Annotated in this window: 22 protein-coding genes; all 22 read left to right on the top strand. The window is 29.2% G+C overall.

Annotated elements, in window-relative coordinates; all coding sequences use genetic code 11:
• The first annotated feature begins 148 nt into the window (after positions 1-148).
• The 22 genes from CAB05_RS01000 (at position 149) to CAB05_RS00900 (ending at position 14,173) form a co-directional block, all read left to right on the top strand.
• Positions 149-544, top strand: a complete 396-nt coding sequence (locus CAB05_RS01000; protein ID WP_087997944.1) for a VOC family protein — start codon at positions 149-151, stop codon at positions 542-544.
• A 114-nt stretch (positions 545-658) separates the two neighbouring features.
• Entirely contained in the window at positions 659-1,021 is a 363-nt protein-coding gene (locus tag CAB05_RS00995; protein WP_087997943.1) for a YciI family protein, read from the top strand.
• 491 nt (positions 1,022-1,512) lie between these two features.
• Complete coding sequence (locus CAB05_RS21985; RefSeq protein WP_158093148.1) at positions 1,513-1,674, top strand: hypothetical protein; 162 nt, start codon at positions 1,513-1,515, stop codon at positions 1,672-1,674.
• A gap of 112 nt (positions 1,675-1,786) precedes the next feature.
• Entirely contained in the window at positions 1,787-2,305 is a 519-nt protein-coding gene (locus tag CAB05_RS00990; RefSeq protein WP_167374452.1) for a hypothetical protein, read from the top strand.
• Between the two features lie 555 nt (positions 2,306-2,860).
• A complete protein-coding gene (locus CAB05_RS00985) occupies positions 2,861-3,115 on the top strand; it encodes a hypothetical protein (protein ID WP_087997942.1) in 255 nt (84 codons plus the stop codon).
• A 324-nt stretch (positions 3,116-3,439) separates the two neighbouring features.
• Positions 3,440-3,613, top strand: a complete 174-nt coding sequence (locus CAB05_RS21980; RefSeq protein WP_158093147.1) for a hypothetical protein — start codon at positions 3,440-3,442, stop codon at positions 3,611-3,613.
• Between the two features lie 134 nt (positions 3,614-3,747).
• Positions 3,748-3,972 carry a hypothetical protein gene (locus CAB05_RS00975; protein WP_087997940.1) on the top strand — a complete coding sequence of 75 codons (225 nt, stop codon included), beginning with the start codon at positions 3,748-3,750 and terminating at the stop codon, positions 3,970-3,972.
• A 173-nt stretch (positions 3,973-4,145) separates the two neighbouring features.
• Positions 4,146-4,649, top strand: a complete 504-nt coding sequence (locus CAB05_RS00970) for an ankyrin repeat domain-containing protein (protein WP_087997939.1) — start codon at positions 4,146-4,148, stop codon at positions 4,647-4,649.
• Positions 4,650-4,798: 149 nt separating this feature from the next.
• Positions 4,799-5,065: a hypothetical protein gene (locus CAB05_RS00965; protein ID WP_087997937.1), complete on the top strand. Its 267-nt coding sequence runs from the start codon at positions 4,799-4,801 to the stop codon at positions 5,063-5,065.
• Positions 5,066-6,045: 980 nt separating this feature from the next.
• Positions 6,046-6,495, top strand: coding sequence for a hypothetical protein (locus CAB05_RS00955; RefSeq protein WP_087997934.1), 450 nt, complete (start codon positions 6,046-6,048; stop codon positions 6,493-6,495).
• Positions 6,496-6,676: 181 nt separating this feature from the next.
• Positions 6,677-7,534, top strand: coding sequence for a GNAT family N-acetyltransferase (locus tag CAB05_RS00950; RefSeq protein ID WP_235821339.1), 858 nt, complete (start codon positions 6,677-6,679; stop codon positions 7,532-7,534).
• A 444-nt stretch (positions 7,535-7,978) separates the two neighbouring features.
• The gene (locus CAB05_RS00945; RefSeq protein WP_235821338.1) at positions 7,979-8,392 is read left to right on the top strand and encodes a hypothetical protein; all 414 of its coding nucleotides are present in this window, start codon (positions 7,979-7,981) and stop codon (positions 8,390-8,392) included.
• A gap of 76 nt (positions 8,393-8,468) precedes the next feature.
• Complete coding sequence (locus tag CAB05_RS00940; RefSeq protein ID WP_087997932.1) at positions 8,469-8,780, top strand: hypothetical protein; 312 nt, start codon at positions 8,469-8,471, stop codon at positions 8,778-8,780.
• Between the two features lie 167 nt (positions 8,781-8,947).
• Positions 8,948-9,145 carry a hypothetical protein gene (locus CAB05_RS00935; protein ID WP_087997931.1) on the top strand — a complete coding sequence of 66 codons (198 nt, stop codon included), beginning with the start codon at positions 8,948-8,950 and terminating at the stop codon, positions 9,143-9,145.
• A 234-nt stretch (positions 9,146-9,379) separates the two neighbouring features.
• Positions 9,380-9,532, top strand: coding sequence for a hypothetical protein (locus tag CAB05_RS21975; protein ID WP_158093146.1), 153 nt, complete (start codon positions 9,380-9,382; stop codon positions 9,530-9,532).
• A gap of 89 nt (positions 9,533-9,621) precedes the next feature.
• The gene (locus CAB05_RS00930; RefSeq protein WP_087997930.1) at positions 9,622-9,963 is read left to right on the top strand and encodes a hypothetical protein; all 342 of its coding nucleotides are present in this window, start codon (positions 9,622-9,624) and stop codon (positions 9,961-9,963) included.
• Between the two features lie 268 nt (positions 9,964-10,231).
• Entirely contained in the window at positions 10,232-10,705 is a 474-nt protein-coding gene (locus CAB05_RS00925; RefSeq protein ID WP_087997928.1) for a hypothetical protein, read from the top strand.
• Positions 10,706-10,951: 246 nt separating this feature from the next.
• Positions 10,952-11,404 (top strand): hypothetical protein, encoded by a 453-nt coding sequence (locus tag CAB05_RS00920; RefSeq protein ID WP_087997926.1) that lies wholly within the window; start codon positions 10,952-10,954, stop codon positions 11,402-11,404.
• Positions 11,405-11,497: 93 nt separating this feature from the next.
• Positions 11,498-12,199, top strand: a complete 702-nt coding sequence (locus tag CAB05_RS00915) for a hypothetical protein (RefSeq protein WP_087997924.1) — start codon at positions 11,498-11,500, stop codon at positions 12,197-12,199.
• A 131-nt stretch (positions 12,200-12,330) separates the two neighbouring features.
• On the top strand, positions 12,331-12,831 hold the full coding sequence (locus CAB05_RS00910) for an SMI1/KNR4 family protein (protein ID WP_235821337.1): 501 nt from the start codon (positions 12,331-12,333) through the stop codon (positions 12,829-12,831).
• A 169-nt stretch (positions 12,832-13,000) separates the two neighbouring features.
• Complete coding sequence (locus CAB05_RS00905) at positions 13,001-13,453, top strand: hypothetical protein (protein WP_087997920.1); 453 nt, start codon at positions 13,001-13,003, stop codon at positions 13,451-13,453.
• Positions 13,454-13,681: 228 nt separating this feature from the next.
• Positions 13,682-14,173: a hypothetical protein gene (locus tag CAB05_RS00900; protein ID WP_087997919.1), complete on the top strand. Its 492-nt coding sequence runs from the start codon at positions 13,682-13,684 to the stop codon at positions 14,171-14,173.
• The last annotated feature ends 100 nt before the right edge of the window (positions 14,174-14,273 follow it).

Genomic DNA, 14,273 nt, shown 5'->3' with positions numbered 1-14,273 from the left:
GTTGAACTAACTAGCGCATTACCGACATAAGGATAGCGCATTTTTTATGTAACAAGGAATTGTGTTAAATAATAAGTTTTGAAATAATTGGTACTAAAGTGTGGAGTAGATTAATAAAATAAAGGTTTAATAAAAAGGAGGATATATGTTGGGCAAAGGATTAATTCACCATATTGAAATATATGTTTCTGATTTAAAAAGGTCAATAGAGTTTTGGGGATGGTTTCTTGAAGAATTAGGGTATAGTCCTTATCAAAAATGGGAAAGTGGGCAAAGTTGGAAAATTGAGGATACTTACATAGTTTTCGTACAAACAGAAGAACGCTTTTTAGATGTTTCTTACCACAGGTGCCGAGTAGGTCTTAATCATTTAGCATTTCATTCGAGCTCACGTCTACACGTCGATGAAATGACAAATAAATTAAAGGCAAAAGGCATTGATATCCTCTATCCAGACAAGCATCCATTTGCAGGTGGAGATGAGTATTATGCTGTTTTCTTTGAAGACCCAGATAGAATTAAGGTAGAACTGGTAGCACCTTAATTTTATATAGGTGTCAATTTTCAATACTTTATACAACTAACTGGCGCGTTAGTTGAACAATGTTAAAGAAAAGATTAACCGTAGAAAGCCATAACCTAGAGGAGGTAGTTACTTATGAAATTTATGATGGTTGTAAAGGCTTCAAAGGATTCTGAAGCAGGGACAATGCCAAGTGAACAGATGGATCTGATGTTTGCTGCGATGAAGAAATATAATGAAGAACTGAAGAAATCCGGAGTTCTGGTATCAGTTGGTGGACTCCATCCAAGCTCTAACGGTATTCGTATTACTTACCCTGTTCCTGGAGAACCGCCGACCATTACAGAGGGGCCATTCCCTGAAGTCAATGAGTTGATTGCAGGATACTGGTTCATAAATGTGGAATCTCGTGAGGAAGCCATCAAATGGGCGATGCGCGCGCCAGATCCACATGGTCTTGGAGAAGGACAGATTGAACTTCGCCAAGTATTCGAATAGACCGATATGCTAAACATTGGATTATCAATGATTCAAAAGAAGTGATTCTAATCATACATAAAGCTAGGAATTAAAGATTTATATCAATAAGAATTACGGCTAGGGATAAATACTATGATAATTTTGTTTTAAAATACTGTTGTCTGTGAAGTATTCTACTTAAACTAACTGGCGCGACATTTACACAAGGTGGACTGCTTCTGCGGTCTTATTTTTTTATTATCAAAATAGAATGTTAATAAAAAAATACCCATTGATACAAATAAAATGTATTTATTAATTTGGATAGCAGTTATATATTTGTTGATAGAGGTCGTTCTTTTTTTTCATTGGTTTCATAAAAAGGAGAAATCCTAATTTAATTAACGATTTCGTTAGTTGAACAACATGATCGACGAGTAGTCGGTCTTTTTCATTGGACAAATTGGTAAGACAGTTCAATCTTTCAGTGTGATTGATGGACTGCATAAATTTTAAAAAGGAGCGCTCATATGAAAATGGAAGTAGTATATTTAGTAATGATATTACTATCGTTCATAATAAGTTTTATTTCAATTTTTCATTCTAAAAAACATGGATTAAAAAAGAATTTTAAAGCTGGAATTATTATTTCAGTTATAACTGGCTTATGTTTAATTGTGTATTTAGTTTAAAATCCATCATCTAAATTTTTAACTGTTCTTTTTCAACTAACTGGCGCGTTAGTTGTATAAAGAGATTTAAATAATTATAGAGAAATGACCAAATAGTAAGAGGTTGGAAATTATGAAAAAAGAAATTCATGAATTGTTTGATGATCTCAATTTATTTGCTGAACAAATCGCAAATGTAAGCATGACAAATTTATTGTTTGATGTATATGAATTTAAAGAAAACGCAATGCAAGTAAACTTGATTTTCACAGAAAAAGGTAAATTTAATAATGTTCAAACGGCATTTTCTGCATTATTTAAAAAGGAATTGTTCGATGTAGAGGAATGGGATATTAATGATGAGCCAAGGCCTTCAGATGAAGAATGGAAAACGGCACTTAAAAATGTATGGATTAATACATATTATCCGAGTGCAAGTATTTGCATAGAGACAATAAAGAAAGATGATTTTATACGTAGGTTTAAAAATGATTTAGTTGCGGTTAATGCCCCAAAAACAGCTATAAGAGAACTTTTAAAAAGATTAGAACATGTTGAAACAATACAAGTGAAAAAAGGGTATATTTATGATTACATATTCGGACAATCCGAAAACCATTACTTTTTGTTTGAGTGGGGAATCTATAATTGATTCGCACTCGCTAATCGAAATCTTCTACAACTAACTGGCGCGTTAGTTATATGTAAAATTGAACAAGCAAATTATCATATGTTAAAATAAATTTGTACGAAGGTATCTCTATTTTATCAAAGAAATATAATAAATAATAAGAGAACTACTTTATAAAAAAATATAGTGGGGTGAGAAAATGTTAATTAAACTTTTTCATAAATCTAATCGCTCAACTCAAATTGCTCTTTTATCAGGCACTGTACTATTATTAACTGGTGGAATAATTAAGCTTTTACTTTAAATTAAACAGAACTAATTGTTCTGTTTTTTTAATTGAACCCGACGGATGTATTCCGTTTTTCATAAAGATGTATGATTTCTTATATAACTAATTGGCGCTTTAGTTCAACAACAAACAGAGGATGATCGTTAATCGATCATCCTCTGTTTCACTCTATGGCTAGATAATTGAATATCAAATTAATAAAGGGATAAATTTCCATTGTACATTTTAATATATTCCTTATGATAGAAATAAGATCAGCACTTGACGTTATAAGGTGGATAGAGTAAATGAAAAAATGGGAAAACGTTGCACAAGGTATTGCTATAGTAATTGTACTAACTTTGATTTCTTTTTATTTTGAAAAAATAGGAATCTCTTTTTGGCTTAAATACATCTCTATAATTATAATAATTCCTTTAGTTATGTATATAGTATCAAAAATCAAATTCCTCCAGAAAACAGTATCTAAGAAAAGAGGATGGCTAACTTTTACCGTAGCATCTTTATTTATAATATTTTTGTCTGATTTTATTTTAAATTAAGAAAGGAATTGAAAATGAAAGAAGTCATAGGAGCAATCTTTGTTTTTATAACTGGGATTATATTCTTAGGGGTCGGTTTATTTTATTTTGATAAATTTTATATACATTATAAAGAGTTTAATGAGAATAAAATTGATCTATTTCCTTTTATTAATGATTATTGGTTTACAAGAATTTTGTTCATATGTATTGGAGTTTTTATGATTTTCATAATTTTATATTCGTTATATAACTAAGAACCAAAAAGTATCTATAAATTAGAACACTTTTTTTAATAGTGATAAGTCATGTTATGTGAACTAAAGAATCTGGAGTGAAGAAGTTATGGGAAAAATTATTAATGATCCGCAAGATGGTGACGGTATCACTCGTGAATACTATATTTTCATTCGTATCCTATCTTTTTTCACTTTAGGTAAGGTTCCCAAGATAGAATCGAAAAAGAAGAAACTAGAGAATCGATTAAAAGAACTGAAAAAAAAGAGATACAGAATATAATCAAGTTCTTACTTCCGATAATTCGCATTAATATGGCAGTCGTAGAATATAAAATACTACTCGGAGATTTGGAAACTGAACTTGAAACTAATACAACTAACTGGCGCGTTAGTTTAAGAACTGAGGTGTAGTAATTGAATATTGCTCAATTAAAATCTAAACTTATAGCTGAAAATGTTGATCCAAGTGCATATTCCTTAATAGGAGGACTACCTAATGAAGCCTACTGCATTGGAATAAACAATGGAATATGGGAAGTTTATTACAGTGAACGTGGGAACAAATCAAGTTTAAATACTTTTAATGGAGAACAGGACGCATGTCTTTATTTTTATAATTGGTTAAAAAGAATGATTTAATGAAATAAGCACAGTGGGTATTAAACTAAAAATCTACTTCAACTAACTGGCGCGTTAGTTATACAACATGATCGACTATATAGTCGATTTTTTACTGGAATAAATAGCAGGATAGATTAATAAAGTTTGCTACAACTATGAAGTCATAATAAAACAAGGAGTAAAATTGAAAAATGGATGATAAACAAATAGCAAAGGAAATTAGATCAGCAATAAAGAACGGTGAAATTGAAAAAGTGATTGATTTAATCTCTTCAAATCCTCAATCTTTACATGTGATGACTCCTTTTGGTACGTGGCTTCACGTAGCTGCTTCAAAAGGACAACTTATTATTGTGAAAAAACTAGTTGAAATTGGGATAGATATTAATACTGATGGTGGACCACATGGTGGAAATGCACTAAACCTTGCTGCTACGTGGGGCCATCTCGATGTAGTGAATTATTTATTGTCCATAGGAGTTGAAATGGATGTTAGTGATCCTGTAAGAAATCCTTTATTTGGAGCAATAAGTAATGGTCAGGTTGAGGTTGCAAATCGACTTATCGAAAATGGAATAAACATTAAGGTGAAATATAATGGTGAAAGTATGAAAGAAATGGACGCATTAGCTTTTGCAAAGGAACAAGGACAAAGAGAAATTGTTGAGATATTGGAAAAAGTCTTATGTAACTAACTGGCGCGTTAGTTTAATAGTATAAGCTGCTTACGAGCAGCTTTTTATAAATAGATTTCACAGTTAAGTTGGACGAGGGATTTAACATTTTTTTATAAATAACCGAAGTTAAAAATAGAAATAAAAAAAATAACCAGGAGTAATCAATAATGTTGATAGGATTTACGTTTTTTTTAATTGGATTAATTACTATGGTGCTATCTTCGAACTATGCATATAAAACAATTAAAGCAAAATTTAGAGACAAAGAATTTGTTTTAAAAGAAGGACTTGAATTATCGTTCGGTAACTATTATGGGGTTGGATTTTTTATTTTAGTGGGAATAGGCCTCATGTTTGCAGGATTAATATTACTCTCAGAGTACTTTTATTTTTTAGATGTTATAATGAACTTTCTACTTGAAAAATTTTATTGAATTAATTATTTAAAATTTTAAATAAACAAAATTCTTATTGAACTAACTGGCGCGATAGTTGAAGATCGAGAGTAGCTAAAAGCTACTCTATTTTTTTTGAAGTATATGGCAATATAGTGGAAAAAGTAATGTTATAATAAAATTAAGAAAATTAAAAAGAATAGAGGACTATTTTTATTGATTATAAGGTGTTTTGCATTCATAGCAATTGTTTACTTAGAATTTAAAATTATAGATAGGATCTCGGAGTACTTTTATCCTAATCCACCAGTAGAAATTTTTTTAATATTACTATTCGTAATAGTACTTTTCATCACATATCTTAAGGTTTTTCCAGAAAAGAATAAGTATAAAAATTTCTAAGCAACTAACTGGCGCTCTATTTAACACCATAAATTTAGGAATCACTTAAATTATTTCTAGTGTACTATTCTTTCTGACATGAATAATTAAGGAGTGCAGTTTTTTGAATAATCATCACAATAAAAAAATGGTATTATTTTTTGTCCTAAATACGGTCTTCTTATGGATTGCTACGTGGATTTCGGAATTTATTGTTTCATTTTATAGACTAGATGAGTCTAGGAATTATATGCTTACCCAGGCTGAAGAAATTAAAATATTTTTCACCCATTCGATCATTTTGTTAATAATACATTGTATTATTTTATTAATGATTATAACTTTCTTTAAAATAAAACAATCAAGTAATTCTATAATTGTAATTAACCTAGTAGCGCATTCTCTTCTTTTTTTCTTGTTTGTATTTAGGATATATCAATATACGGTCAACGGCTCTTAAGCTATTAAAGTTAGATAAACTAATATGATATTAAGAATATGTTTACCGTGTTAAATCTTATTGTACTAACTGGCGCGTTAGTTCTTTAGCAAGAGTTACATGGTAACTCTTTTTTTTGTTCAATTATAGAGCACTTTAGTCGATTAAAAAGGTAAACGAACTTTAATTTGGAGGACATATGATACAAAAGGAAATTGGGAATATTACAACCTCACTAGGAATAATCAATAGTAATTTAAAAGTAGACGAATTTAAGAAAACGGAATTATTTAATAATGTTGGTGGTTTCATTGACCATGATAATGGCCATAAAAATTACACAATTAAAAACGTAAAAATAGACAAACATAGTTTCATAATTAAATTATATTTCCTTAATGATAGGCTTAAGCTAACAAGCTTAGTTTATGTTAGTGAAAAGAATAATGAAGAATTATCATGGTCAGATTGGTCATTAGAAAAAGAACTAAAAAGAAAAGAGTTCCATGATAATCTAATAACCAAATGGTTAGGAAGAAGGAATTTAAAGTCAAATAATTATGTAGTTTTTAAATATAAATGGGGAAGTGTCAGTTCAGCGTACGATATTAAGAGTCAAAGTAGTAGCATATGTATTAATTATTTATAGAACTAAACAAACTAATAGAAGATCTTTCTTATTCAACTAACTGGCGCGTTACTTCAATAATATGAGTTGCAATAATTTTAAGGCAGCTCGTTTTTTTATGGGAAAATGAAGAAATTTTAATAAGTTGTAAGAGATTATTGTAATCAAAAATGATAAAATCGCTTAAAAAGGAGGAGTAATATTGACTAGATCAAATATTAATCTCACTGATAGAGTTCTAAGAATTATAAGAAACGCAGAAAACGAAGTTAAATCTTCAAAAAATGAGGTCTTAAGACCAGAACACTTACTATTAGCTTGTTTTCAAGAAAATACAGGTGTGCTTGGCGAAATTTCTTTGAAATGTGATATAAAATTAAATTCTTTAAGAACTTTGAACTATAAAATGGATAGTGTTCAAATTCAAAATTCGATGAGTGAATTTTTTAATGTATCTGTATCCAATGATGTATTGGCAGTAATGGAACTTGCCATTGAATATATGAAAAAATACAAACAAGTATATCTAAATGTAGGTCATTTACTAAAAGCATTAATTAATATAAATGTAGCTGATACCTTTTTAACGGAAGATCAAAAGCAAACTATTCTAACCCTCGGTACAACCTCTCGTGATATGATCACTCATCTTGGTAATTACACATTTCCAGAAACAACTAAGCAAATAATAGTTCGAAAAATAAATAGAAACGATTATACCAGTCTATTTAATTTTGTAGATAATAACTTTTCAAGTGATTGGATACAAACAATAAAAGATGCGTTCTTACAAATTGACCCTTCGATATTTATTGCTTTAGATAATAATGGAGAAGTTCTCGGTTTCGCTTGTTATGATGTATATAAAAATAAAAAATGTTATTTTGGACCAATGGGAGTCTCAATAACTAAGAGAATTAATGGAATTGGCTATTCTTTACTTCATCATTGTTTAAAAGAAATGAAAGAGATTGGTTATGAGTATGCCATAATCGGTGGAGCAGGACCAATAGAATTTTATGAAAAAACGTGTAAAGCAGTTGTAATTCCATATACATAAAAATTGTAAAGTGTTATTCAACTAACTGGCGCGTTAGTTGAACAACCATAGACTACTTCGGTGGTCTATTTTTTGTTGCACTATGGCCGTATAATTCAATAAATAAAAGGGATATTTAAGGTTAAAATGGAATACTTAAAATAGATAATTTTATAAATATAGTTTGTATAAACTTTAAATAAAAAGAATGGATTTAAAATGGTAGTAATTGAAATATTAGTAGCTACAGCTTCAATTTTTGCTGCAATATCATTTGCGTTTATGGCAAAGAAAAAAACTAAAATGAAATAAAAATGAGCAACAGTACCCAACTTCATTAAGACTTGCTATTGAACTAATGTGTGCGTTAGTTTAAGTACAAAATATTCTTTTTTCCAATCAAATTAATTAACTGATAGGAGGGATAGTGTGAGGGGAAAGCACTTGACTGTCTTTATCATATTTATGGCATTAATAAGTTCATTTTTATACCCAAACAATACTTTAGCGGATTGGGCATATAAGTTTGTGGTTTTTAATGATTTCACTTATGTTATTAGCGATGAAAATGTAACAGAAATTGATAGAGAAATAGGAACCGTTACAAAGTATTCAGATGTTGAAGGTAATTATTATGGTAACTTTTCCAATGTTTATAAAAAGGGTACAAAATATTATTCTATAAAAGGTATTAGTACGAAAATAGCAATAGCAGTAGAAGATGATGGTAAATATATAAAAGCTATTAGAAAAGGTGAGTATGCCGGATGGAAATACAGTCCCTTTAATTTAATTGTAGCAGGCATTGTCTTGCTTATATTGCCGAGTGTATTAATTTTTTTAGTTCTAAAGAAAGTGACAAGAACAAAATCTTATTAAACTAACTGGCGCGTTAGTTGAACAAAATCGCTGGTGAGTATGTATGAAAAATTAGTTTATATTGTAGGAGAATATTATGAAATTTTCATTATTTATTGAGGCAAAAAATCTAGAAGAAACTAAAAAATTTTTAGATGATTTTCATAAGTTTGCAGATACACAAGGTTGTAGTTTTTCTGTTATAAACATAGAAAAATATTGGAAAATAGATGAAATGTACTCCGTTTCACTTGAGGCTGAAGAGTTCACTCAAACAAATTTGAAAACAATGCTCAATCATATCGCATCTAAATGGGAAGAATATCCTGATGAATTATTAGCCTCAAAAACTATGGATGATTGTGAAATTTATATCTCAAATCTATATATGATAGTCGTATATTTTTGAACGAAATAAAATTTTCTTATTCAACTAACTGGCGCTTTAGTTGAACAACATGATCGGCTGTATAGTCGATTTTTTTTATTGCGCTAAATGGTAGTATAGTTAAAGAAGGAAGTCATTTTCTCATAGCGAATTTACTATCATTCAAACAAATCAAGGGAGATAATTTTATGATGGATTTAGACAAAATAAGAGAAAAAATCATTGCTTTAGATGAGTCAGGTGCTAAAACCTTTTTAATGATTACAGCCGCTAATATAGAAATCGTAAAAGGCGGTAATGGAGGCTTTACAAGTGATATGTGTATAGATGAACTAATAAAGATGTTTAATAACATCCCTGAACCAGATGCACTAAAAGAGATGTAAAAGAAAAATCGACTAGAGAATTAAACAAAAGTTGTTATACAACTAACTGGCGCGTTAGTTGAACAACAGTAGCAGCCAATGGCTGCTTTTTTAGTTAAGTATTTGACAGGATAGTTTAATGAGAATTTTATAGACATAAAGAATTAAATTTCTGTTAGAATAGGTTTATCTGAATTTAGATATAAAGTTGACTGGAAAACTTTTGTCAGATTTAAATTAGCATTGGAGGATTAAATGAACACTATTATCCCATTATTTATTGCATTAGTTATTTTTGGATTAGCTATTTTTAGTGTAATTATGTTAATCAAAAACATGAGTAAAAAACGATTCATTAAAATTAAAGAGTTAGAACAAAGAATTAGTGATTTAGAAAATAATAAATAAGTTTTTTATTTAACTAACTGGCGCTTTAGTTGAATAGGAATAGTAATCGAAAGACATCTACATAAAATAGATAACCAAGGAGACAAAATTTGAAGAACAAACTAAAACTTCAACCATTAAGAATACCGTCTGGTTGGGAAGTAACATATAATACATTTTTAGAAATAGACCCTTCAAATATAAAACAAGATGAAGAGTGGTTCATGATTTTTACTGAAAGTTTATTCCAAGCAATTCATAAGAGTAGAAATATACTAATTGATTTAGGGTGGTACCCAGAAGGTGATCCTAAAGGTAATTTTGGAATAGAATTAATCAAGAATTATGAATGGGAAAAGCCTCTAGAATCAATTAATTCGAAAGATAAGGATGAAATTATAGAAAAGCTTGAATTATTAATGTTAATGGTTGAAGAAGGAGACATCCGCTAGTAATTGTTTGATTTGAAGAAATTAGTTATGCAACTAACTGGCGCGTTAGTTAAACAAGGTAGTAAAAGTCTGTCTAATTTTAGACAGACTTTTTATGTTCCTAGTTATCAACCTTTATTTTCAATCAGACATATTTAGAAGAAGAAAAATTTATTAATGTACTACTATATAATTGCCTAACATATTTTTAATCGAATAAAGGGAAAATGGATTCAATTGTTTAATATTTTAGTTAGCTCTCTATTAATTAAGACCGAGGGGGATTTGTGTGGGAGATAAAATTAAAAGTATAATAGGGTATTTATTATATTTGATTATATTAGGTGTAGTAATCTCAGTGGGTTTAAAGCATCAGAGTAATCTTTATAAGCAAAGTGGTATTACCTATGATTTATTTGATTATTATAAATTTCAAACTTTGTTTCCTTTAATTATTGGAGCAATATTGTCGATTCCTTATAATATTAAAAACTTCCTCAAACAGGGAGCTTGGAAATTCAATTGGGTTAGATTTATTGTACTAGGAATTCCCACTTTATACTTTGTTATTACCCCGTACTTATTTTTAAAACAAATAATTTCTATGAAATTTACCCTTATCAAATACATTATGGGAGGGTATTTTGGAAATTCAACATCTACACTAATTGCAACAATTGGAATAGCAGCAGGTTATTTTGTATTTACATGCTTTGAAAAACAATCTACTAATGGATCTGTAAATAATAACTATTTCAATTGAAGATATAAATTTGTTACTGAGTATTTCTGATTTTGTTCTATACTTTATGTACCAATGTATTTAAAACCTTGTACAACTAACTGGCGCGTTAGTTGTATAAGTCTTAGGAGCTGACATTCAGCTCCTATTTCACCATTTGGAAGTTTAGTTGAATAAGGTTGAAATTATTTTATTTCGTAAAAAGGAATATTCATCTTGCACCTCTAATCTCTTATAAATAAAAGCTTATTTTGAGGAGTGTTATGATTGATTGATGAAACTGAAAGAAAAAGGAAACTTAAAATAAGGCTTATTATCATATTCATTATTTTGGGTTTGGTGATCGCTGGGAATTTCACGAAAATTCAAGGTGCGTATATTAAATATATCGTTCATAACACGAAAAACGAGCAAGTTGTGACGAAAACTTTAACGACAAATGAAATTTTCGAGCTCCAATCTAACCAATTAAAACTGACTTATAGTTATAACAAGAATGAAAGGGGATGGTGGAAAACAGATTGGTTATGGAAAGAAATAGTTGATGGATTAGACTCAATGTATGAAAACTATTCTATTATGACAGAACATCCCGAATATGATTTGGTTAAAATAAAATTCACTATAATAAAGTACAAAGTAGATGGGAAAACAGTTGAGTTTATAAGTAAAAGCAAGATAATACAAGTTCATTCGAAAGATGGCTGGATAGAAAAATAATTGCGCGAGTAGATTAAAATTCCTTAAGTAACTAACTGGCGCGTTAGTTGAGATTTAAAGTGTATAAAAATTATATAAGGTATAGGTGGAAAATTGGAAAATGTACTAACATACATCATTAAAAATGAACATTCCGATAAATATAAGCTATTTAAAGAATTCTGTATCCTAAAAGAAAAAGGTTTGAGGAAGGAAGCTTTTAAGTCTTTAAATACCTTTATTAATGACTTAAAAAAATGGGATGCAAATGCCCAAAAAGAGTTTGCTTGCTGGCTTTTTGATGTATTTGAAAATACAGAAGAAATACATCATGTACTTGTGCATCCACTGGAGGAGAATTTATTGAAGCCTCTCCTTAATCAATGGATGATTTCAACACCAAAAGATTCAAGACCATTTAGATGGCATGGTCTTTTTTTGAATACAGAATATCGAATTAAATACTTGAAAATAGCAATTGAAATTGGAAGGGATAAAGAACAGAATGCGTTATTACAGTTAATCGAACTTTATTTTTATTCTTTATGGTATTCATTTCATCATATTTCTGAAGATTTTTATCTTGGAGATATCAATGAAGATAAGAGTTTAATTGTCCAAATCGAAGATCTAATATCAAAAGTGGACAATGAACAATTTAAAAAGAATTTAAATGATAATCTAATTTACTATAAGAATTTACTGAGTGATTGGATAGATTTTAAAAAGGTGGAATCTGAAGGATTTGTACAATGGTGTGCAGATAATGGAAAAGAGTATAGTTGGACAGAAGCTTATTATTATGAAAAGGATTAATAGTTTTTTCTTATTGAACTAACTGGCGCTTTACTTCAATAACGAAGTAGAGCCTTTTTATTGTGCTAATGGCAATATAGTTGAACAAGGCATATGAATTATACTAATGTTAAATGAATTATATATAGGAGGTGAAGTGTTTGAAAAGGAATTATTATAATGGTCAGGATTTTTGGAATGAAAAAACAAAATATAAACGTATTGAATATCCGATAAACGATGAAATAATAAAAAGAGCAGAGGATATTTTATCTATTAAATTCCCTCAGTCGTTAATAGATTTAATGAAGATTCAAAATGGAGGGGAAATAAATTATCGATATTTTATTTTACCAAGCGGAGTTACAGGAAGTATTCATTCTATAGAACCAATACATTTTGAAAAAGATGACATTAGTATTTTGTCATCTTTAGAACTTTTAAAAGAAGTTGATGGACTTTCTAAAGAGCTTATTGTATTATGGACTGATTTTCATTGTTGGCTAGTGTTGGATTATCGAAATAGAAAAGATAATCCTCCCATTTTGTATATAGAGGAAGATTTCTCAGCTTCATCTAATGAAACAACAGATTGGGAATATTTCAAAATTGCAGACACCTTTGAAGAGTTTTTAAAAAAATTATTTCGTTAGCTTATTCAACTAACTGGCGGGTTAGTTGAACTACGATCGACTGTATAGTCGATTTTTTTATTGCGCTAAATGGCAGATTAGTTAAAGAAGGATTATATAAAGTTCATCTAGAATGTTACTTGTATTCAATGTTGTTCAATAAAAAATAACATAAAAATGAGGCGGGAAATTGGATCATACTTTTAAGCAAATAAATTTGTATTATGATATAGTACAAAGCGATTTAGTCATTATTTCTACTGGAAGATTGGTTGGTCTTGGTATTATTGAGATTGAAAATATAGAAAAAGTAACTGTTCCTTTTCAGGATTCAGAACTATATAACAAGATAAATAACTGCCTTGAGCAGTGTTATTCAAGGATTCCACCAATTCCAGCAAAATCTTCATCATTAGCTATAATGTTAAATAAAAAAAATTACAGTCAGGCTACAAAAAATAAAAAATTAATAGTTTTAACTTGGGATGAAGATGAAGGTTATATTATTTGTCCAACTCAAAAAGAAAAAAGAAATGGATATCAGCATTTAGTAGAATCTCAATTGATATTAGGACAGAAATTGGATGAGACGAATTTAACTTCAGCAATTAACAAGTGTATTGAACTTTCAACAATATTTTAAAAAGTCCTTGGAAATTTATCCTTTAATAATGAAATATCTTTTTTCTTATGTAACTAACTGGCGCGTTAGTTGCCCAAACGATGGACTACTTCGGTAGTCCATTTTTTATAGTGCTAAATTGAAAATTAGTTAAACAAGAAAAATAAATATATGTTAAAATTTGGTAAACAAAATGGGTAATAATCAGAAGGTTTTTTCAAAGTATCCATTTGAATTTTGGAGGTAAACATGAAAAAATCTTTTAATATCCTAATTATATGTTTCATTTTTCAATCATTAGTAACATCGTGTGAACGTTCTTACTATTTTAAGCACGAGAAGAATACTGATTTATCATATGAGCAAGTGGAAGGTATAAAGCTAGATGAAATAATGGATGACAAATTTATAGAAAAACATGGTGATTCTGTAATACATATGGAAACTGACCAACATACTTATTACAGTATCAAAAATAAAATGATTGCTGTAGATAAGAAAAATCATAAAATTACCCGAATTACATTCAGTAGTGAGGAAACGAAAACTTCAAAGGGTATACATTTAAATGATTCTATTGACAAAGCAATTAAAACCTACGGGGACACTTATTACAAACGAGTAGAACAAGGAACGGATATCATTGGTTATGTAGATCATAAAAAAGATTGGACTTTGGAATTCTGGCATGACAATAAGAATATTTTTATTATACGACTAGACCTAAAATCGATGGAATAATCTATTGCCGAAAAGATTATTTAAGTAATCAAGTTTCGTATCTATAATTTTCTTATATAACTAACTGGCGCGTTAGTTGAAGATCATGAAGTAAACAAAT

This window comes from Gottfriedia solisilvae (assembly GCF_002128405.1).
Classification (GTDB): domain Bacteria; phylum Bacillota; class Bacilli; order Bacillales; family Bacillaceae_G; genus Gottfriedia; species Gottfriedia solisilvae.
Note: the sequence above shows the minus strand (reverse complement) of the source record. Positions and strands in the feature narration are given on the sequence as shown.

What these genes read in the sequence shown, in the direction of transcription:
- CAB05_RS00995 (WP_087997943.1), top strand. Translation starts at nt 659, where the DNA reads ATGAAATTTATGATGGTTGTAAAGGCTTCAAAGGATTCTGAAGCAGGG.
- CAB05_RS21985 (WP_158093148.1), top strand. Translation starts at nt 1,513, where the DNA reads ATGAAAATGGAAGTAGTATATTTAGTAATGATATTACTATCGTTCATA.
- CAB05_RS00990 (WP_167374452.1), top strand. Translation starts at nt 1,787, where the DNA reads ATGAAAAAAGAAATTCATGAATTGTTTGATGATCTCAATTTATTTGCT.
- CAB05_RS00985 (WP_087997942.1), top strand. Translation starts at nt 2,861, where the DNA reads ATGAAAAAATGGGAAAACGTTGCACAAGGTATTGCTATAGTAATTGTA.
- CAB05_RS21980 (WP_158093147.1), top strand. Translation starts at nt 3,440, where the DNA reads ATGGGAAAAATTATTAATGATCCGCAAGATGGTGACGGTATCACTCGT.
- CAB05_RS00970 (WP_087997939.1), top strand. Translation starts at nt 4,146, where the DNA reads ATGGATGATAAACAAATAGCAAAGGAAATTAGATCAGCAATAAAGAAC.
- CAB05_RS00965 (WP_087997937.1), top strand. Translation starts at nt 4,799, where the DNA reads ATGTTGATAGGATTTACGTTTTTTTTAATTGGATTAATTACTATGGTG.
- CAB05_RS00955 (WP_087997934.1), top strand. Translation starts at nt 6,046, where the DNA reads ATGATACAAAAGGAAATTGGGAATATTACAACCTCACTAGGAATAATC.
- CAB05_RS00945 (WP_235821338.1), top strand. Translation starts at nt 7,979, where the DNA reads ATGGCATTAATAAGTTCATTTTTATACCCAAACAATACTTTAGCGGAT.
- CAB05_RS00940 (WP_087997932.1), top strand. Translation starts at nt 8,469, where the DNA reads ATGAAATTTTCATTATTTATTGAGGCAAAAAATCTAGAAGAAACTAAA.
- CAB05_RS00935 (WP_087997931.1), top strand. Translation starts at nt 8,948, where the DNA reads ATGATGGATTTAGACAAAATAAGAGAAAAAATCATTGCTTTAGATGAG.
- CAB05_RS21975 (WP_158093146.1), top strand. Translation starts at nt 9,380, where the DNA reads ATGAACACTATTATCCCATTATTTATTGCATTAGTTATTTTTGGATTA.
- CAB05_RS00900 (WP_087997919.1), top strand. Translation starts at nt 13,682, where the DNA reads ATGAAAAAATCTTTTAATATCCTAATTATATGTTTCATTTTTCAATCA.